Source organism: Streptomyces sp. M2CJ-2 (assembly GCF_016757295.1).
Taxonomy (GTDB): domain Bacteria; phylum Actinomycetota; class Actinomycetes; order Streptomycetales; family Streptomycetaceae; genus Streptomyces.
In genome coordinates, this window is the sequence record NZ_JAESIF010000031.1 from 1 (window position 1) to 18,656 (window position 18,656).

The 18,656-nt window shown below is 73.3% G+C and carries 16 protein-coding genes and 1 pseudogene; 9 read left to right on the forward strand and 8 right to left on the reverse strand.

What is annotated here, in order from left to right; translation table 11 throughout:
• On the reverse strand, positions 1–533 hold a 533-nt coding region (locus JL475_RS22275), incomplete at its 3' end, for an adenosylcobinamide-GDP ribazoletransferase (protein ID WP_202279588.1).
• Between the two features lie 60 nt (positions 534–593).
• On the opposite strand from JL475_RS22275, the gene JL475_RS22280 reads away from it, so the two are divergent.
• A complete protein-coding gene (locus JL475_RS22280; RefSeq protein ID WP_202279589.1) occupies positions 594–1,340 on the forward strand; it encodes a hypothetical protein in 747 nt (248 codons plus the stop codon).
• 126 nt (positions 1,341–1,466) lie between these two features.
• On the opposite strand, the gene cobT is transcribed toward JL475_RS22280, so the two are convergent.
• The gene (cobT, locus tag JL475_RS22285) at positions 1,467–2,534 is read right to left on the reverse strand and encodes a nicotinate-nucleotide--dimethylbenzimidazole phosphoribosyltransferase (RefSeq protein ID WP_202279590.1); all 1,068 of its coding nucleotides are present in this window, start codon (positions 2,532–2,534) and stop codon (positions 1,467–1,469) included.
• Positions 2,535–2,783: 249 nt separating this feature from the next.
• Here cobT and JL475_RS22290 point away from each other — a divergent pair, with 249 nt between their 5' ends.
• The gene (locus tag JL475_RS22290; protein WP_202279591.1) at positions 2,784–3,902 is read left to right on the forward strand and encodes a class I SAM-dependent methyltransferase; all 1,119 of its coding nucleotides are present in this window, start codon (positions 2,784–2,786) and stop codon (positions 3,900–3,902) included.
• A gap of 14 nt (positions 3,903–3,916) precedes the next feature.
• On the opposite strand, the gene JL475_RS22295 is transcribed toward JL475_RS22290, so the two are convergent.
• Positions 3,917–5,116: a bifunctional adenosylcobinamide kinase/adenosylcobinamide-phosphate guanylyltransferase gene (locus JL475_RS22295; RefSeq protein WP_202279592.1), complete on the reverse strand. Its 1,200-nt coding sequence runs from the start codon at positions 5,114–5,116 to the stop codon at positions 3,917–3,919.
• Positions 5,117–5,278: 162 nt separating this feature from the next.
• On the opposite strand from JL475_RS22295, the gene JL475_RS22300 reads away from it, so the two are divergent.
• Positions 5,279–5,503, forward strand: coding sequence for a hypothetical protein (locus tag JL475_RS22300; RefSeq protein ID WP_202279593.1), 225 nt, complete (start codon positions 5,279–5,281; stop codon positions 5,501–5,503).
• Positions 5,504–5,577: 74 nt separating this feature from the next.
• On the opposite strand, the gene JL475_RS22305 is transcribed toward JL475_RS22300, so the two are convergent.
• Together JL475_RS22305 and JL475_RS22310 are read right to left on the reverse strand one after the other, a co-directional pair.
• Positions 5,578–6,291 (reverse strand): bifunctional 2-polyprenyl-6-hydroxyphenol methylase/3-demethylubiquinol 3-O-methyltransferase UbiG, encoded by a 714-nt coding sequence (locus tag JL475_RS22305; RefSeq protein ID WP_202279658.1) that lies wholly within the window; start codon positions 6,289–6,291, stop codon positions 5,578–5,580.
• A gap of 137 nt (positions 6,292–6,428) precedes the next feature.
• Positions 6,429–7,128, reverse strand: a pseudogene (locus JL475_RS22310) (DUF3043 domain-containing protein).
• A 192-nt stretch (positions 7,129–7,320) separates the two neighbouring features.
• Between JL475_RS22310 and JL475_RS22315 the strand changes: the two are divergent.
• The 5 genes from JL475_RS22315 (at position 7,321) to JL475_RS22335 (ending at position 13,832) form a co-directional block, all read left to right on the forward strand.
• Positions 7,321–8,115, forward strand: a complete 795-nt coding sequence (locus tag JL475_RS22315; protein ID WP_202279594.1) for a PspA/IM30 family protein — start codon at positions 7,321–7,323, stop codon at positions 8,113–8,115.
• A 59-nt stretch (positions 8,116–8,174) separates the two neighbouring features.
• Positions 8,175–8,456 carry a hypothetical protein gene (locus JL475_RS22320; protein ID WP_109377634.1) on the forward strand — a complete coding sequence of 94 codons (282 nt, stop codon included), beginning with the start codon at positions 8,175–8,177 and terminating at the stop codon, positions 8,454–8,456.
• 121 nt (positions 8,457–8,577) lie between these two features.
• On the forward strand, positions 8,578–9,801 hold the full coding sequence (locus JL475_RS22325) for a sensor histidine kinase (RefSeq protein ID WP_202279595.1): 1,224 nt from the start codon (positions 8,578–8,580) through the stop codon (positions 9,799–9,801).
• 24 nt (positions 9,802–9,825) lie between these two features.
• Positions 9,826–10,512 (forward strand): response regulator transcription factor, encoded by a 687-nt coding sequence (locus tag JL475_RS22330; RefSeq protein WP_202279596.1) that lies wholly within the window; start codon positions 9,826–9,828, stop codon positions 10,510–10,512.
• A gap of 179 nt (positions 10,513–10,691) precedes the next feature.
• Positions 10,692–13,832: an efflux RND transporter permease subunit gene (locus tag JL475_RS22335; RefSeq protein ID WP_202279597.1), complete on the forward strand. Its 3,141-nt coding sequence runs from the start codon at positions 10,692–10,694 to the stop codon at positions 13,830–13,832.
• A gap of 74 nt (positions 13,833–13,906) precedes the next feature.
• Here the strand turns inward: JL475_RS22335 and nadA are convergent, their stop codons facing one another.
• The gene (nadA, locus tag JL475_RS22340) at positions 13,907–15,091 is read right to left on the reverse strand and encodes a quinolinate synthase NadA (protein ID WP_202279598.1); all 1,185 of its coding nucleotides are present in this window, start codon (positions 15,089–15,091) and stop codon (positions 13,907–13,909) included.
• 361 nt (positions 15,092–15,452) lie between these two features.
• Here nadA and JL475_RS22345 point away from each other — a divergent pair, with 361 nt between their 5' ends.
• A complete protein-coding gene (locus JL475_RS22345) occupies positions 15,453–15,809 on the forward strand; it encodes an iron-sulfur cluster assembly accessory protein (RefSeq protein WP_109377461.1) in 357 nt (118 codons plus the stop codon).
• A gap of 116 nt (positions 15,810–15,925) precedes the next feature.
• Here JL475_RS22345 and JL475_RS22350 read toward each other — a convergent pair whose 3' ends face one another.
• Both JL475_RS22350 and JL475_RS22355 read right to left on the reverse strand, forming a co-directional pair.
• On the reverse strand, positions 15,926–17,602 hold the full coding sequence (locus tag JL475_RS22350) for a hypothetical protein (protein WP_307825128.1): 1,677 nt from the start codon (positions 17,600–17,602) through the stop codon (positions 15,926–15,928).
• Positions 17,603–18,410: 808 nt separating this feature from the next.
• Complete coding sequence (locus tag JL475_RS22355) at positions 18,411–18,620, reverse strand: hypothetical protein (RefSeq protein WP_202279599.1); 210 nt, start codon at positions 18,618–18,620, stop codon at positions 18,411–18,413.
• Between the last annotated feature and the right edge of the window lie 36 nt (positions 18,621–18,656).

The following is an 18,656-nucleotide window of genomic DNA, read 5'->3' on the forward strand; positions in this document are numbered from 1 at the left end:
GCCCCCAGCCCCCCGGGCCGGGCGGGCGGCACCCCGGCGCGGGCGGCGAGGGTGAGGACGAGCCGGGCCGTGACCGCCGCGACCACGGCGGCGAGCGCGCCCCGGGCCCAGGAGTCGCCGTATGCCTGGGTCAGCGCGGCCACCTGCGCCAGCAGCACGAGGACGAGGGTGAGCACGCCGAACGGCCCGATGTCCGACTGCTTCATGATCCGCAGCGCGTCCTCGGCCGGCTTTCCGCTGCCGAGCCCGTCCGCGACGTCGGCGAGCCCGTCGAGATGCAGCCCGCGCGTGAGCGCGGCGGGCACGGCGACGGTGGCGACGGCGGCGAGCGGCGCGCCCGCCCCGAGGAACAGCAGCAGCAGTCCGCAGGCGGCGGTCACGGCACCGACCGCCAGCCCGGCCAGCGGGGCGCACAGCATGCCGCCGCGTGCGGCCGGGCGGTCCCAGCGGGTCACCTCGACGGGGAACACGGTGAGGGTGCCGAAGGCGAAACGGAGGCCGTCGGCCAGCGAGGTCGGGAAGGGCGCGGGCACCGGCGCAGATTACCCGGCGGTCAGCAGGGCGCCCCCGGCGGCCATGGATAAAGTGCGCTCATGGGGCATTGGTTGCAGCGGAACATCGTCGAACCGGGCAAGCTGCCGCTGCTCCTCGCCCTCACCGCCTTCGTCCTCACCTTCGTGATCACCCGGGTCGTCACCCGGCTGATCCGGGCCGGCAAGGGCCCCTTCGGCAACGTCGAGGCGGGCGGTGTGCACATCCACCACGTCGTGCCCGGCGTGATCCTCACCGTCGTCGGCGGCTTCGGCGCGGTGGCGAGCGGCCGGCACGGCTTCGGTGCGGCGCTCAGCGCGGTCGTCTTCGGCATCGGCGCCGGCCTGGTCCTGGACGAGTTCGCGCTGATCCTGCACCTCCAGGACGTCTACTGGACCGAGGCCGGCCGCCAGAGCGTCGAGGTGGTCGTCATCACCGCCTCCCTGGTCGGGCTGCTGCTGGCCGGGTTCTCGCCGTTCGGCGTCAACGACGTCTCCCCGGACGAACTCCAGGACCGAGCGAGCGTCGCCCTGAACGTGGCGGTCAACTTCCTCTTCTCCCTGATCGCCCTGAGCAAGGGCAAGGCCAGGACCGCCGTCTTCGGCGTGATCGTGCCCCTCGTCGCCCTGATCGGCTCGCTGCGCCTGGCCCGCCCCGGCTCCCCGTGGGCCAGACGCTTCTACCGGCACAGGCACCGCGCCCGGGCCAAGGCCCTCCTGCGGGCCTACCACCACGACCGCCGCTGGTCCGGCCCCCGCCGGGCCTTCGACGACTGGCTCGGCGGCAAACCGGACCCACCCCGCCCCTGAAAGGGGCGCGGGGAACCGCGCGAGCGACCACCCGCCGACCCGCACGTCGGGGTCAAGGGGGCAGCGCCCCTGGGGGACGGGAAGGGAAGGGGCGGCGGGAGCGAGGAAAAGGGCGGGCGCCCCCGGTCACTCCGGCTTCTCCGGCTTCTCCGGCTTCTCAGGGAGCTCCGCCGCCAGCGCCGCCGCCGCCTGCACCAGGGGAAGGGCCAGCAGACCACCCGTGCCCTCCCCGACGGTGACCCCGTGGGCGAGGAGCGGCTCCAGCGCCATCCGGTCCAGTGCCTTCGCCTGCCCCGGCTCCCCGCTGTCGTGCGCGGCCAGCCACCAGTCCGGCGCCCGGAACGCGATCCGCTGCCCCACCAGCGCGCACGCCGCCGTCACGACGCCGTCGAGCACCACCGGCATCTTCCGTACGGCGGCCTGGAGCAGGAAGCCCGTCATCGCGGTGAGATCGGCCCCGCCCACCGTCGCCAGCAGCCGCAACTGGTCGCCGAGCACGGGCCGGGCCCGCCGCAGCGCGTCGCGGATCGCCGCGCACTTGCGCATCCAGGCCAGGTCGTCGATGGCCAGCCCGCCGCGCCCGGTGACCACGGACGCGTCCGTCCCGCACAGCGCGCCCACCAGCACACCCGCCGCCGTGGTGCCGCCCACGCTCACATCGCCGAGCACCACCAGATCCGTACCGGAGTCGGCCTCCTCGTCGGCCACCGCGACCCCGGCCCGGAACGCCGCCTCGGCCTCCTCGAGGGTCAGCGCGTCCTCGATGTCGATGCGCCCGCCGCCGCGCCGCACCCTGTGCCGTACGACGTCCTCGGGCAGGGTCTCCGGATCGCAGTCCAGGGCCATGTCGACCACCCGCACCGGCACCCCGAGCCGCCGGGCCAGCACGGAGACCGGACGGCCGCCCTCCAGCACCTCGCGCACCAGCTCCCCGGCGCTGCCCGGTGCCCGCGACGAGACGCCCAGTTCGGCGATCTTGTGGTCACCGGCGAAGAGGACGACCCGCGGCCGTTCGACCGGCCGCACCGGCACCACGGACTGCGCGGCGGCCAGCCACTCGCCCAGTTCGTCGAGGCGGCCCAGCGACCCGGGCGGCACGACCCGGCGCTCACGGCGCGCCTCCGCGTCACGGCGCACCCCGCCGTCCGGACGCTCGATCAGATCGGTGAAGTCGTCGAGATTAAGCGAGCTCATTCGCCGAACAGTACCGGCCCGGATCGAGCACCACGGAGTCCCAGGTCCCGTCGATGATCTCCCGCCCGCCGGGTGACGCCACCCCGACGTCGTTACGCCTCGGACGGCCATCCGATCCGTAACGTTTTGCAAGGGAATGTCATCCATGTGTGGTGACGTTCCGCTCGCCCGCCCCTGCGTCCCCCCTGCTCGTCCTGCTCGTCCTGCTCGCCTTACTCGCCCGCTCGTCCGACCCACCGGGAGCCGCCCATGTCCGTGCCCGACGCACCCATCGCCTCCCCGTCGGCCGCCGTGCCCGGCGCCGGCGCCGTTGTCGTACCCGCCCAGCAGGCCTCCGCGCGGGTGCACGAGCCGCGCCGCGCCGACTGCCCCTGGTGCGGCTCGGCACGGCTGCGCAACCGGCTGCGCACCGGCGACCTGCGGCGGCACCGGCCGGGCCGGTTCACCGTCGACGCCTGCCGGGACTGCGGGCACACCTTCCAGAACCCCTGCCTCACCGCCGAGGGCCTCGCCTTCCACCGGCGGGTGCTGCGCGGGGCCCCCCGGGACGCCGTCACCGACGCCGTCCTCGCGCTGCGCGACGCCCCGCGCCGCCGCCGTGCCACGGCCCGTACGATGCTGCGCTTCGGCGAACCGGAGAGCTGGCTGGACGTCGGCACCGGCCACGCCCGCTTCCCGGACACCGCGCGGGAGTTCTTCCCGTACACCGCGTTCGACGGCACCGACCTCACCCCGCGCGTCGAACGCGCCCGCGCCCTTGGCCGGGTCGAGGAGGCCCACATCGGCCCGCTGACGTCCCCGCGGCTGCGGGCCCGGGTGGCGGGTCGCTACGACGTGGTCAGCATGCTGCACCACCTCGAACACACCACCGACCCGAGGGCGGAACTCCACGCCGCCCTCGACGCCCTGCGCCCCGGCGGCCATCTGCTCATCGAGACCCTGGACCCCCGCAGCGCGTTCGCCGCCCTGTTCGGCCGGTGGTGGCTCTCCTACGACCAGCCCCGCCGACTGCACCTGCTCCCGCCGCGCAACCTCCGCGCCGAACTGGAGCGACTCGGCTGCGAGATCGCCACCACCAGGTCCAGGGCCCCGTTCGGATCCGGCTCCGGGCACCGCGCGGTGCACGTTCCGTACGACCTGGCCGGTGCCACCGCGCTGGCCCTCTCCCACGCCCTGCCCGCCCCGGACGCCCCCTGGCGCGCCATCCCGCCGACCCCGTTCCAGCGGCATGCGCGCACCGTCCTGCTGCGCGCGGGCACCCCGGTGGTGGCCGCCGCGGCGATCACGGACCTAGCACTGGCCCCGCTGCTGCGGCACACCCCGTTCGCCAACGCGTACCGGATCATCGCGAGAAAGCCGATGGGCTGACCCGGCCCGCCCGCTCACCCCTTCAGCACCAGCGCCTGCCCCGCCACCACCAGCAGCACCTGCTCGCACTCCTGCGCGAACGCCGCGTTCAGCCGCCCGAGTTCGTCCCGGTAACGGCGGCCGGACGCGGTGGCGGGCACGATGCCCGAGCCCACCTCGTTGGAGACCGCGACCACGGTCCGCCGGGTCGCGCGCACCGCGTCCGTCAGCTCACGCACCCGCTCCCTGAGCGCCCGTTCCCCGCCGTCGGCCCACTCGGCGTCGTCCCACGCCCCGACGGAGTCCATCGCGTCCGTCAGCCACAGCGACAGACAGTCCACCAGCAGCGGCGGCCCGTCGTCCTCCAGCAGCGGCACCAGATCACAGGTCTCGACGGTCCGCCACGACCCGGGCCGCCGCTCCTGATGGGCCGACACCCGGGCCGCCCACTCGGTGTCCCCGTTGCGGGACCCGCCGGTCGCCACGTACAGCACCTCCGGGAGCGTCTCCAGCCGGCGCTCGGCCTCCACCGACTTGCCCGACCGGGCCCCTCCCAGCACCAGCGTCCGCCGCGGCAGATCGGGCACGTCCTCGTAGGCGCCCACCTCCAGCGTGGTGCCGTCCGGCACGGCGCGCGCCCCGGCCGCCGCGAGCCGACGGCGCGCCTCCGCGCCGGGCGGCACGTCGTGGTCCAGGTGCACGGCGACGACGTCCGTCGTCGGCCCGACCGCGCCCACCGCCCGCAACCGCGCCAGCGCGTCGGGGCGCCCCACGACGTCCAGCAGCACCATGGCGTACGGTTCGGCCGGCTCCTCGAGACCGGCCGGCGCCGCGCCCGGCGGCAGATACAGCAGCCGCTGCCCGTCCGGGCCGGTCACCGCGTACCCGGTGCCCGGCGAGTCCAGCGCCACCGCCCGCACCCTGTGGCCCGTCAGCAGCGCCAGCTCCCGCCCGTCCGGCACCCGGCCGGGCTGCGGCAGACCGGCCGGCACCTCGACCGCGGGCCCGTCGTGCGGATGGGAGAGCAGCACCTGGCGCACACCGCCGAGCGAGTGCCCCGCGCGGGCCGCCGCGAACGCCACGCCCGGCATGAGGTCGAGCAGCAGCGAGCCGTCCACCAGCAGCGCGGTCGCCGCGCGCGCGTGCGGGCCGGCGGCGGACGCGCAGGCGGCGCAGGGACAGTCGGGGCGGGGCAGCCCCGCCGGGGCACCGGTACCGAGCAGAGTGAGTTCCACGGACCCGATTTTCACCCGTCTCCACGGCTCCTGCGCGCCCGACCGGGCAGCCACCCCGCATGATCCATCGCACGGCCCCCGTGTCCTGCCCTAGGCTCTTGCCCGAGCCGGACCAAGATCCGGCTCCTGTTGTGCAGTGTGCTGACACCCACGGAGGCGTACATGGCGGCATGGACGTGGCGGTTCGAGAAGGCCGACGGGACGCAGGTCGAGCCCGCGGTGCAGCCGGAGGAGTTCACCACGCAGGGGGACGCCGAGTCCTGGATCGGGGAGAACTGGAAGGCCCTGCTGGAGGGCGGCGCCGACCAGGTGCGGCTGCTGGAGGACACCACGGAGATCTACGGGCCGATGAGTCTCCACGCGGACCAGGCGAGCACCGAGGTCTGAGAGCCGAGGCCCGATTTCATGGGCGAGGGCTCCGGCCCTCGCCCGCTTCGGGCCCGTCCGGCCGCGCCCGCGCGTCAGCCCCGTACACCGCACAGGTGCAGCAGCGACGCCACCCCGCGGTAGGGGTCCGTCCGACCGGCCCGCTCCTCGACCTCCAGGAGGACCGCCAGGTCGTCAAGGACGCCGGGGGCGCGCGTGTCGTCCGCCGCCGTGTCCGTGAAGACCCGCACGCCGTACCAGGTGTGCAGCGGCGCCCCGAGCCCGGCGAGCGTCGCCGTCAGCTTCTTCAGCCGGTCGGCCCGTATTTCGAGCCCCGACTCCTCGTCCATGTGGCAGGTCGCGTCGAACGCGGTCAGCGTGCCGGCCCAGTCGCCACGCAGGCCGGACCGCATCGCGGGTGCGTCACCGTTGCGCACCAGCAGCGACAGCAGTCCGCCGGGGGCGAGCATCCGGGCCAGCCCCGCCACCAGCGGGTCCGGCTCCGCCACGTGCATGAGCACGCCGTGGCAGAGCACCACGTCGAAGCTGCCCGGCAGGAAGTGCACACCGGTGTCCCGGCCGTCGCCCTCGACGACCTGCATCCGCTCCCGGATGCCCTCCGGCTCCCGGGCGAGCGCCGCACGCGCGGCGGCGAGCATCTCCGCGTCCCGCTCGAGACCGGTCACCGAGTGACCGGCCCGTGCCAGCCGCAGTGCCTGTGAGCCCCGGCCCATGCCGACGTCGAGCACGCGCAGCCGCCGCCCGACCGGGAACCGCCCCACTATCTGCTCGTCCAGCTGGCGGGCCACCAGCTCCAGCCGTACGACCTCCCGCAAACCACCGGGCCCGCCCGGTCCGCCGGTTCCGACCGGCGAGGCCGGCGCGGGTACCGCGGGCCGTGCCGGGCCCGCCGAGGGCGCCTGGCCCTCGGCGAACGGCAGGGTGCTCAGGGCTGCTCTCCGCGCTTGACCTGGGGCTTGGGCAGCCGCAGCCGGCGCATCTGGAGCGAACGCATCAGGGCGTAGGCGACGGCACCGCGCCGGTTGTCGGTGGGGAAGCGCTCGGCCAGCCGCTTCTTCAGCCGGAAGCCGGTCACGACGGAGTCGAGCACGATCGTCACGATCACGAGCAGCCACAGCAGCAGCGCGATGTTCTGCAGCTGGGGGACCCGGACCATGCTCAGCACCAGGATGACCACGGCCATCGGCAGGAAGTACTCCGCGATGTGGAACCGCGAGTCGATGAAGTCGCGCGCGAAGCGGCGCACCGGCCCCTTGTCACGGGCGGGCAGGTAACGCTCGTCGCCACTGGCCAGCGCCTGGCGCTGACGCTCCATCGCGGCTCGGCGCTCGTCACGCTGCCGCTTGCTCGCCTCCTTGCGCGTCATCGACGTGTTGGCCACGCTGCGACGCTGGGTCTGGGCCACGCTGCGCTTGGGCGTGGGACGGCCCTTGGGGGCCTCCGGGTGGCGGGTCTGCTTGGAGTCGGTCACCGCCGCCTTGTCGGCGTGGGCCTTCTCTTCCTTGGCACGGCTACGGAACACAAAACCCAAGGGTACGGGGTCCGCGGGGTTGGACCCCAGTCCCGGGGGGGAACGATCCGGCAACACCAGTCGTCCGTAGAAGGACAGAGGGGGCGTTGCGCACGTCTTGGGGTGTGTTGTCCCGTCCGCCCCGGGGGTCACCTACTCCCTGGGCCGGAGCGGGCGGCCACTCAGTCGTCCTTGGGGATGAGCACATCCGTCCCCGAACAGTGCGGTAATGGATGCGGGGCCCGTACTGTGGGTTCTGTCGCAGAGCTGTGAGCCGGAGTCCGTCAGAAGGGGGCGCGCGAAGCCCATGAGCGGTGTCATGAAGCGTATGGGGATGATCTTCCGCGCGAAGGCGAACAAGGCCCTTGACCGGGCCGAGGATCCGCGCGAGACCCTCGATTACTCGTACCAGAAGCAGCTGGAGCTGCTCCAGAAGGTCCGGCGCGGTGTCGCCGACGTGGCGACCAGCCGCAAGCGCCTGGAGCTCCAGCTCAACCAGCTCCAGTCCCAGTCGGGCAAGCTGGAGGACCAGGGGCGCAAGGCGCTCGCGCTGGGCCGGGAGGACCTGGCCCGAGAGGCGCTCTCCCGCCGTGCCGCCCTCCAGCAGCAGGTGACCGATCTGGAGACGCAGCACGCCACGCTCCAGGGCGAGGAGGAGAAGCTCACCCTCGCGGCCCAGCGGCTCCAGGCCAAGGTCGACGCCTTCCGCACCAAGAAGGAGACCATCAAGGCCACGTACACGGCGGCCCAGGCGCAGACCCGGATCGGCGAGGCCTTCTCCGGCATCTCCGAGGAGATGGGCGACGTCGGGCTGGCGATCCAGCGTGCCGAGGACAAGACCGCCCAGCTCCAGGCGCGGGCCGGCGCCATCGACGAGCTGCTCGCCTCCGGCGTCCTGGACGACCAGTCCGGCATGCACAAGGACGACATCCAGGCCGAGTTGGACCGGCTCTCGGGTGGTACGGACGTGGAACTGGAGCTGCAGCGCATGAAGGCCGAGCTGGCGGGAGGCCCCTCCGCCGGGCAGCAGGCCATCGAGGGCGGCAGCGAGCAGTCCCAGGCCCAGCAGCCGCAGGACACCCCGCGGTTCGACAAGCAGTGACCGCCGCACGGGAAGCCGTGCCGACGACCGAGGTCCTCGCCGGGACCCAGGAGGCCGACATGATCGTACGGATCATGGGGGAGGGGCAGGTGGCTCTGGCCGAGAGCCACCTCGCCGAGTTGAACAAACTGGACGAGGAACTCCTCACCGAGATGGAGACCGGTGACGGCCCCGGTTTCCGCCGCACCCTCACCGCCCTGCTCTCCAGGGTCCACGAACTCGGCGAACCGCTGCCGGACGACGCGCTGGAACCCTCCGACCTCATCCTGCCCTCCCCGGACGCCACCATCGAGGAGGTCCGGGAGCTGCTCAGCGACGACGGACTGATCCCGGGCCCGTGAACCCCGGGCCCGGGAACCCCGGGCCTGCCGGGCTCCTCACGGGCGGCCCACCACCGGCCCGCGCACCGCGCGCCGTACCGGACGTCACGGCGGCGCCCGGGACGCCGTACGGTGAACGGTCGTGAGTACCATCCAGCGCGCCCGGGGCCGGCTGCGCGCCCATCCCTTCGCCCTGGACGCCGCCCTGGCCGCGGGCGTCCTGGTGTGCATGGTGGCCGGATCCTTCGTGGACCCGCACGGACCGCACGGCGTCACCTGGGAGCTGCGCACCCCCGACCCGCTCAGCCTGGCCCTCATGGCCCTCGGCGCCGCCGCGCTGGTCCTCCGGCGACGCGTCCCCCGCGCGGTCCTCGCCCTCACCGGCGCCGCCTCCGTGGTCGAATCCGTCACCGGCGATCCCCGCGCCCCGGTCGCGATGTGCGCGGTCGTCGCGCTCTACACCGTCGCCTCCACCACCGACCGCCCCACCACCTGGCGGGTCGGCCTGCTCACCATGACCGTCCTCACCGGCGCCGCCGTGATCGCCGGCCCGCTGCCGTGGTACGCCCAGGAGAACCTGGGGCTCCTCGCCTGGACCGGGATCGGCGCCACCGCCGGGGACGCCGTCCGCAGCCGCCGCGCCTTCGTCCAGGCCATCCGGGAACGCGCCGAGCGGGCCGAACGCACCCGTGAGGAGGAGGCCCGCCGCCGCGTCGCCGAGGAACGCCTGCGCATCGCCCGCGACCTGCACGACGTGGTCGCCCACCACATCGCCCTGGTCAACGTCCAGGCCGGGGTCGCCGCCCATGTCATGGACAAGCGGCCCGACCAGGCCAAGGAGGCCCTCGCCCACGTACGGGAGGCCAGCCGCTCGGCGCTGGGCGAACTGCGCGCCACCGTCGGTCTGCTGCGTCAGTCCGACGACCCCGAGGCACCCACCGAGCCCACCTCCGGCCTGGACCGCCTCGACGAACTCGCCGGTACCTTCCGCAGTGCCGGCCTGCGGGTCCTGGTCGCCCGCGAGGACCAGGGCCCCGCGCTGCCCGCCGCCGTCGACCTGGCGGCCTACCGGGTCATCCAGGAGGCCCTCACCAACGTCCAGAAGCACGCCGGCAGCGAGGCGAACGCGGAGGTCAGCGTCGTCAGGGTGGGCCCCCGCATCGAGATCACCGTCCTCGACGACGGCACCGGCGCCGGCGGCCACGGCGCCGGCCACGGCGGCGGGCACGGCCTGCTCGGCATGCGGGAACGCGTCACCGCCCTGCGCGGCACCCTCACCACCGGCCCCCGCTTCGGCGGCGGGTTCCGTGTCCATGCGATCCTGCCCGTCGAGCCCCGCACGTCCACAGCCCAGGACGGCCCGTGACCAGCGCCCCCGGGGGGAGTCCGTATGACGATCCGAGTCCTGCTCGCCGACGACCAGGCGCTGCTGCGCAGCGCGTTCCGCGTGCTCGTCGACTCCGAGCCGGACATGGAGGTGGTGGGCGAGGCGTCCGACGGCGCCGAGGCGGTCCGCCTCGCCCGTGAACAGCGCGCCGACGTCGTCCTCATGGACATCCGGATGCCCGGCACCGACGGCCTCGCGGCCACCCGCCTGATCAGCGCCGACCCCGAACTCGACGGGGTCCGCGTGGTCATACTGACGACCTTCGAGGTCGACGACTACGTGGTGCGGTCGCTGCGGGCCGGCGCCTCCGGCTTCCTCGGCAAGGGCTCCGAACCCGAAGAACTCCTGAACGCCATCCGGATCGCCGCCGAGGGGGAGGCACTGCTGTCCCCGGCCGCCACCAAGGGCCTGATCGCCCGCTTCCTCGCCCAGGAGGGCACCGCCGACGACGCCGACCGCGACCCGGCCCGCGCGCAGCGGCTCGACTCGCTGACCGTGCGGGAGCGCGAAGTGCTGGTCCAGGTGGCGGGCGGCCACTCGAACGACGAGATCGCCGAACGCCTGGAGGTCAGCCCGCTGACCGTGAAGACCCACGTCAACCGGGCCATGGCCAAGCTCGGTGCCCGCGACCGGGCCCAGTTGGTGGTGACCGCCTACGAGTCGGGGCTGGTCCGTCCGAGGGTGGAGTGAACGCCACCGCGCGTACTGCGACGGGAGTAGCCGCTGCCCGAGGAACAGGACCTCGGGCCTACGGATCGGCCCTCGCCGATGCCCCAGTGTGGAGAACGGACGCCCCTTCGCGCCCGACCCTGCCCCCTCCAGGTACGTCCCGTACCCCTGACCGCTCACGGAAGAGAGACCCGTCACCCATGTCCTGGCTGGCCAGATTCAGCCTCGCGCAACGGGCGCTGATCGGACTGATGTCGATCATCGCGCTCGTGTTCGGGGCGATCGCGATCCCTCAGCTCAAGCAGCAGCTGCTGCCCACCATCGAACTGCCCATGGTCTCCGTGGTGGCCCCGTACCAGGGCGCGTCCCCCGACGTGGTGGAGAAGCAGGTCGTCGAGCCCATCGAGGCCAACCTGGAGGCCGTCGACGGCATCTCCGGCGTCACCTCGAAGGCCAGCGAGGGCAACGCCGTGATCATGGCGTCCTTCGACTACGGCAACGACACCGAGCAGCTCGTCGCCGACGTCCAGCAGGCCGTCAACCGGGCCCGCGCGATGCTGCCCGACGCCGTGGATCCGCAGGTCGTCGCCGGTTCCACCGACGACATCCCGGCCGTGGTCCTCGCCGTCACCTCCGACAAGGACCAGCAGGCCCTCGCCGACCAGCTCGACCGGACCGTGGTGCCCGCGCTGAAGGACGTCGACGGTGTCGGCCAGGTCATGGTGGACGGCGTACGGGACCTCCAGGTCACCGTCACCCCCGACGACGCGAAGCTGGCCAAGGCCGGTCTCACGCCCCAGGCACTGACCCAGGCCCTGCAGGCGGGCGGCGCGACCGTCCCGGCCGGCTCCTTCGACGAGGACGGCGCCAACCGCACCGTCCAGGTGGGCGGCGGCTACACCTCGATCCAGCAGATCGAGGACCTGATGGTCACCGGCGAGCCCGGCAAGGGCAAGCCGGTCCGCCTCGGTTCGGTGGCCGACGTGGAACAGCAGGAGGCCACGGCCACCTCCCTCACCCGCACCAACGGCAGCCCCAGCCTCGCCGTGGTGGTCACCATGGACCACGACGGCAGCGCGGTCACCATCTCGAACGCCGTCGCCGACCTGCTGCCCGACCTGCGCGAGGACCTCGGCTCGGGCGCCGAACTCACCGTCGTCAGCGACCAGGGCCCGGCGGTGTCCCAGGCCATCGAGGGCCTGACCACCGAGGGCGCGCTCGGTCTCGTCTTCGCGGTCCTGGTGATCCTGGTCTTCCTCGCCTCGATCCGCTCGACGCTGGTCACGGCGGTCTCCATCCCGCTGTCCGTGGTCCTCGCCCTGATCGTGCTGTGGACGCGCGACCTGTCGCTGAACATGCTGACCCTGGGCGCGCTGACCATCGCGATCGGCCGGGTCGTGGACGACTCCATCGTCGTCCTGGAGAACATCAAGCGGCACCTCGGCTACGGCGAGGAGCGCCACGAGGCGATCATGAAGGCGGTGCGCGAGGTGGCCGGCGCGGTGACCTCCGCGACGCTCACCACCGTCGCCGTCTTCCTGCCGATCGGCCTGGTCGGCGGCATGGTCGGCGAGCTGTTCGGCTCCTTCAGCCTCACCGTCACCGCCGCGCTGCTGGCGTCCCTGCTGGTGTCACTGACGGTCGTCCCCGTCCTGTCGTACTGGTTCCTGCGGCCCCCGAAGGGCACCCCCGAGGACGCCGAGGAGGCCCGCCGGCTGGCCGAGGAGAAGGAGGCGAAGAGCCGCCTGCAGCGCGGCTACCTCTCCGTGCTGCGCTTCGCCACCCGGCGCAGGCTGGCCAGCCTGGCCATCGCGGTTGTCGTCCTGATCGCCACGCTCGCCATGACGCCGCTGCTCAAGACCAACTTCTTCGACCAGGGCGAGCAGAAGGTCCTCACCCTCCGTCAGGAGCTGGAGCCGGGCACCAGCCTCGCGGCGACCGACGCCCAGGCCGAGAAGGTCGAGAAGCTGCTCGGCGAGACCGAGGACGTCAAGGACCACCAGGTCACCATCGGCTCGTCCGGCTTCATGGCGGCCTTCGGCGGCGGTACGGACACCAACCAGGCGACGTACCAGGTGATGCTGGAGGACTCCGCCTCCCACGAGGACGTGCGGGCCGACCTCGAGAAGGGCCTCGCCGACCTCGACGGCATCGGCACCACCACCGTCGCGGCCGGCGACGGCTTCGGCAACCAGGACCTGAGCGTCGTCGTCAAGGCGGCCGACCCGCAGGTGCTGCGCAAGGCGGCCGACCAGGTGCAGGAGGCCGTGGCCTCCCTGGACGACGTCACCGACGTCACCAGCGACCTGTCGCAGAGCGTGCCGCGCATCTCGGTCAAGGCCGACTCCCGTGCCGCCGCGGCCGGTTTCGACGACCGGACGCTCGGCGCGGCCGTCGCCCAGGCGGTACGGGGCACCCCGGCCGCCAAGGTGGTGCTGGACGACACCGAGCGGGACGTCGTCATCCGCTCGGAGCGGCCGGCCACCACCCTGGCCGAGCTGAAGAAGCTGCCGCTCGGCCCGGTGAAGCTGGGTGACATCGCCACCGTCGAGCTGGTGGACGGCCCGGTCTCCATGACCCGGATCGACGGTCAGCGCTCGGCCACCGTCACCGCCCGGCCCACCGGCGACAACACCGGCGCGGTCAGCGCGGAACTCCAGACCGAGATCAACACGCTGAAGCTCCCGGCGGGCGCTACGGCCGAGATCGGCGGTGTGTCCGAGGACCAGGACGAGGCGTTCGCCAGCCTGGGCCTGGCCATGCTGGCCGCGATCGCGATCGTCTTCATGCTGCTGGTCGGCACCTTCCGGTCGCTCGCCCAGCCGCTGATCCTGCTGGTGTCCATCCCGTTCGCGGCGACCGGCGCGCTCGGCCTGCTGCTCGTCACGGACACCCCGATGGGCGTCCCGGCCATGATCGGCATGCTGATGCTGATCGGCATCGTGGTGACCAACGCGATCGTGCTGATCGACCTGATCAACCAGTACCGCGACCGCGGCTACGGCGTCGTCGAGGCCGTACTGGAGGGCGGCCGTCACCGGCTGCGCCCGATCCTGATGACGGCCCTGGCGACGATCTTCGCCCTGCTCCCGATGGCGCTCGGTGTCACCGGCGAGGGCGGCTTCATCGCCCAGCCGCTCGCGGTGGTGGTCATCGGCGGCCTGATCACGTCGACCCTGCTCACCCTGCTCCTGGTCCCGACCCTCTACGCCATGCTGGAACTCCGCAAGGAGCGCCGGGCGAAGAAGCGGGCGGCGAAGAAGGGCGCGGTACCCGAAGGCGACGCGGGAGCGGAGGAGTCCGCCGGGTCCGCGGACGACCCGGAGCCGGCGCAGGTCTGACCGGTCCGCCCGTACGGCGAAGGGCCTGCGCGGAACCTCGGTTCCGCGCAGGCCCTTCGCCGTCGTCGACGTGGTTACGGCAGTGCCAGCATGCGCTCCAGGGCCAGCTTGGCGTACTCCTCGGTCTCCTTGTCCACCTCGATGCGGTTGACCAGCTTGCCCTCGGCGAGGGACTCCAGGGCCCAGACCAGGTGGGGGAGGTCGATGCGGTTCATGGTGGAGCAGAAGCAGACCGTCTTGTCGAGGAAGACGACCTCCTTGCCCTCGGGGGCGAAACGGTTCGCCAGTCGGCGGACCAGGTTCAGCTCCGTGCCGATGGCCCACTTGGAGCCGGCCGGGGCCGCCTCCAGCGCCTTGATGATGTACTCGGTCGACCCGACGTGGTCGGCCGCGGCCACGACCTCGTGCCGGCACTCGGGGTGGACCAGCACGTTGACACCCGGGATGCGCTCGCGCACGTCGTTGACCGAGTCCAGGCTGAAGCGGCCGTGCACCGAGCAGTGGCCCCGCCACAGGATCATCTTCGCGGCCCGCAGCTCCTCCGCCGTCAGCCCGCCGTTCGGCTTGTGCGGGTTGTAGACGACGCAGTCCTCCAGGGACATCCCCATGTCCCGCACCGCCGTGTTGCGGCCGAGGTGCTGGTCGGGGAGGAAGAGGACCTGCTCCCCCTGCTCGAAGGCCCAGTCGAGGGCGCGCTTGGCGTTGGAGGAGGTGCAGATGGTGCCGCCGTGCCTGCCGGTGAAGGCCTTGATGTCGGCGGAGGAGTTCATGTAGGAGACGGGCACGACCCGGTCGGCTGTGCCGGCCTCGGTCAGCACGTCCCAGCACTCCGCGACCTGCTCGGCGGTGGCCATGTCCGCCATGGAGCAGCCGGCCGCGAGGTCCGGCAGGACGACCTTCTGGTCGTCGCCGGTGAGGATGTCGGCGGACTCGGCCATGAAGTGCACGCCGCAGAACACGATGTACTCGGCCTCCGGACGCGCGGCGGCGTCCCGGGCCAGCTTGAAGGAGTCGCCCGTGACGTCGGCGAACTGGATGACCTCGTCGCGCTGGTAGTGGTGGCCGAGCACGAAGACCTTGTCCCCGAGCTTCTCCTTGGCGGCGCGGGCGCGTTCCACCAGGTCCGGGTCGGACGGCGAGGGCAGGTCGCCGGGACACTCCACACCGCGCTCGCTCCTCGGGTCGGCCTCTCGGCCGAGGAGCAGCAGGGCGAGGGGCGTCGGCTGTACGTCGAGCTCCTGGGTCTGGGCGGTGGTCACGACACGCACCCTTTCTGTTCTGCGGCTCGCCGGGCCCGTGAAGCACGGCCCGGCGGGACAAGCGGGACACCGGTTCGACGACTTCTCGTCGAATTGACGCTATCTATCATATCCGGTTCACGTCAGTTTGACGACGGCCATAGCGTCCATGTGACGTGAATCCCGGCGCCCCGCCGTTCATTCCCGGAGCCCCGCCGGAACGATTCCGAAGCGGGCCGCACGGACCGTTTTCCGCCCGCCGGGGCGTGTGCGAGCATGAGGACGGAGCCGAGAGAACGAGCTCCCGGCCCGGAATGAATCCGCGGCCCCGCCGGTTGCAACCGTCGGCAAGCAGTCTCCGTACAACCCGGGAGAGATGTAGATGTCCGTATCGGACGAGACCACCACCGCCACCGACGGCATCATCGTGACCGACGCCGCCGCGGCGAAGGTCAAGGCGCTGCTCGACCAGGAAGGCCGCGACGACCTCGCCCTGCGCGTCGCCGTCCAGCCCGGCGGCTGCTCCGGCCTGCGCTACCAGCTCTTCTTCGACGAGCGTTCCCTCGACGGCGACGTGGAGAAGGACTTCGACGGGGTGAAGGTCGTCACCGACCGGATGAGCGCCCCGTACCTGGGCGGCGCCACCATCGACTTCGTCGACACCATCGAGAAGCAGGGCTTCACCATCGACAACCCGAACGCCACCGGCTCCTGCGCCTGCGGCGACTCCTTCAGCTGAGCCGGCCCCTTCCCGTCCGGGACCCCTCCCGGCCGGCACGGCACGGCGCATGACGAAGGCGGCGGCCCCCTCCGACGGGGCCGCCGCCTTCGTGCCGTCCAAACGTCCTCAGCGCTTCATCGCGTCCTGCCGGAGGAGGGCGCCGTGGGCAGCCGCGCGCCGTCCTTGTGCACCGGCACCGGCTCGCCGTCGGCGTCCACCACCTCACGGGCGCCCAGCGGTGCGTCGAGCCGCACCGTCTGCTGGTACTGCTTGGCGATCAGGATGCACACCTTGTCCGGCCAGGGCGTCTCGGTCACGGTGACGGTGACCCGGCCACCGCGCTCGCTCGCCGTCGCCTCGTAGTCGGCGCACACCCCGCCCGTGAAGGTCACCGTCAGCTCGCCGCCCTCGGCGGTGTACCCCTCGACCCGGACACCGCGCGTGGACGGCGCCGAGGTCGGCTCGTCGCCGTCGCCCGGCCCCGTGGGCCGCCCGGTGCCGGACTCCCCGGGCCGCGCCCCGGAGGCGAGGTACTCCGGGGCGACCGCCGGGTAGGTCACCGTGCCGCCGTCCTGCGAGGCCGTCGACCGCGTCTCGAACAGCCAGGACGGTACGAGCGCCTGCCGCCCGTCCACCGAGTGCGCGGCCAGCCCGAACACCGCCTCGTCGACGGTGACCGTGTCCGTGGCCGGCAGGGTCGTCGCCGTGACACACGGCTCCGACTGCTCCTGCTGCTCGCCCTCCAGCGGTACGGGAGTGGCGCAGCCGCCGATCTCCGTACGGCCGCCGGCGCCCGGGGTCGTGTTCATCAGCTCCAGCGCCTTCTCGGCGCTCACCACGGGATACGTGTCGCCCTTCACCGGCGTCGACAGCCGGCCGCTGCCGCCGACCACCTCACCCCCGGCGCCGACGACCACACCGGTCGTCCAGCCGTGCGTCGGCAGCCCGCCGACCTCGGGTTCCGCGTTCACCACCCGCTTGACGCCCATGACCTGGCTCGCGTCGAGCTTCGCGTCGTCCTGGCCGAGCGCCTTCAGCACGGGCGCGGCGGCCTTCCTCGCGGCCTCCTCGGTCACCGCCGGGGCGTCGTCGGCCGAGGGCGTCCGGCACGCCTCGCCCTTGCAGTCGTCGGTGCCCGGCGCGTACCGGCTGAACGTCCAGGTGCCGGGGGCGTCCCGGTCCACCCGCAGGGTGGGCCCGCTGCCGTCCTTGCCGCCGATCCGCCAGGAGTCGCCCTCCGCCACCGGCTTGCCGCCGACGTCGAGGGCCTTCGCCAGGTCGGCCACCTGCGCCTCGGTGATCTGCCCCCGGGCGCGGTAGACCGGCGCCGAGTCGGGGCCGTCGGGGAGGGTGCCGTCGGCGCGGTAGGCGGCGCCGTACGGGTTGGGCTCACCGGGTGCGATGCCGTGCGGCCCGCCCTCGGCGTAGGCGTCGAGGGTGAGGGGCGGGGGAGTGGCGTCCCCGTTCGCCCCCGGAGTCGTACCGCCGCCCGACCCGCCGACGGCACCGGCGGCGAGGTAGGCCCCGCCGCCCCCGACCAGCAGCACGGCCGCGGCCACCGACGCGACCAGCACCGGCGACCGCCGCCGTCCGGCCCCACCGCCGTCGCCGTCTCCGTCACGACCGGCGCCGTCCCCGGACTCCGGGCGGACGGCCGCCTGCGGGGCGGCGGACTCAGGCGCTCCTGCGTCACCTTCCGGCGCCCCGGCCCCGCCGCCCACGGACTCCGGCTGCCCGTCCCGGTCCGGACGGGTCTCACCGGGTGCGCTCCCGGATGCCTCGCGCTCGCCCTCCGGGGCCTTCGCGTCCACGGGGTCCGGCACCGACGGCCCGGCGGCGCCGGCCCGCGTGGCGTCGGTCTTCGCGTCGTCGGCCTCCGAGACCCCGGTCTCCGGGTTCTCGTCCTGATCCTGGTCGGCCGTCGAGGGTTCGCTCTTCGGAGCCCGCTCCTCGCTGCTGCCCGCCTCCGCCTCCGCGGCTTCCGGTGCCGGGCTGTCCGTGCCGTCCGCCGAGGGCGCCTCGGGCTCGCTTTCCGGGGGCTTCGTGCCCTCGGGCTCCGGGGTCTGTGGCCCGGCGGTGCCGGCCTTCGCGTCACCGGAGTCCGGGCCTTCGGACTCCGGCTGTCCGGCCTGGGGCCGGGGGGCCTTTGCGGGGCCGTTCTCCGGGCCCTCGCCGCCGCCGGCCTGCGTGGCGGCGGCTTCCCCTACCCGGGTGGTCTCCGGGGCGTCTGCCGACGGCTCCGGCGCCTTCCCGGCGTCGGCCTCGACGGGGGCCTCGGCGTCGGCCTCGGGTGTGGCGGAGCCGGATGCGGAGGTGTCGTCCGGAGCCTGCTGCTCCGGGGCGTCCTTCGTCGGGCCGTCGGCCGAAGCGCCCCCGGTGTCGCGCGCGCTGCCGGAGGCCCTCGCCTCGGCGTCGTCGTTGTCGGGCCGCTCGGTGTTCACCGCATCGCTCCTTCGGCTGCACAGCTGTCCCTGAAGACCCTTCCCGGTCGCACCGGGACTGCTGGTGGGTCGTATCCCGTATCCCCTTCACGGGGGACAGCGATGGGACGCAGCGGGGGAGCGCGCGGTTCCCGTCCGTTTCCCCGGGAGCCGTGATCCTGACCGGCGAGGGCCCGGCTCAGTCGCCGTAATCCGACATCGCGTCCAGCAGCCGCGCCGAGGACGACGGCACGGACACGCCGTGGATCAGGGACGGAGGCACCGGCCGGGTGTCGCCGTGGTCCGGCGCCGTCCAGCGGGAGGCCATCCGGGCGCAGTCGCCGCGCAGCGACTCCAGGTCGCCTTCGAGGTCGGCCTGCGTGGGGGCGTGGACCTTGAGGTTCGTCATAGCGGCACCGTACGCATGTCGAAGGTCACGAAGAAA

Excerpts from the sequence above, each read along its gene's own strand:
- JL475_RS22280 (WP_202279589.1), top strand. The coding sequence starts at position 594 with ATGGGGCATTGGTTGCAGCGGAACATCGTCGAACCGGGCAAGCTGCCG.
- cobT (WP_202279590.1), bottom strand. The coding sequence starts at position 2,534 with ATGAGCTCGCTTAATCTCGACGACTTCACCGATCTGATCGAGCGTCCG.
- JL475_RS22290 (WP_202279591.1), top strand. The coding sequence starts at position 2,784 with ATGTCCGTGCCCGACGCACCCATCGCCTCCCCGTCGGCCGCCGTGCCC.
- JL475_RS22300 (WP_202279593.1), top strand. The coding sequence starts at position 5,279 with ATGGCGGCATGGACGTGGCGGTTCGAGAAGGCCGACGGGACGCAGGTC.
- JL475_RS22315 (WP_202279594.1), top strand. The coding sequence starts at position 7,321 with ATGAGCGGTGTCATGAAGCGTATGGGGATGATCTTCCGCGCGAAGGCG.
- JL475_RS22320 (WP_109377634.1), top strand. The coding sequence starts at position 8,175 with ATGATCGTACGGATCATGGGGGAGGGGCAGGTGGCTCTGGCCGAGAGC.
- JL475_RS22330 (WP_202279596.1), top strand. The coding sequence starts at position 9,826 with ATGACGATCCGAGTCCTGCTCGCCGACGACCAGGCGCTGCTGCGCAGC.
- JL475_RS22335 (WP_202279597.1), top strand. The coding sequence starts at position 10,692 with ATGTCCTGGCTGGCCAGATTCAGCCTCGCGCAACGGGCGCTGATCGGA.
- JL475_RS22345 (WP_109377461.1), top strand. The coding sequence starts at position 15,453 with ATGTCCGTATCGGACGAGACCACCACCGCCACCGACGGCATCATCGTG.
- JL475_RS22355 (WP_202279599.1), bottom strand. The coding sequence starts at position 18,620 with ATGACGAACCTCAAGGTCCACGCCCCCACGCAGGCCGACCTCGAAGGC.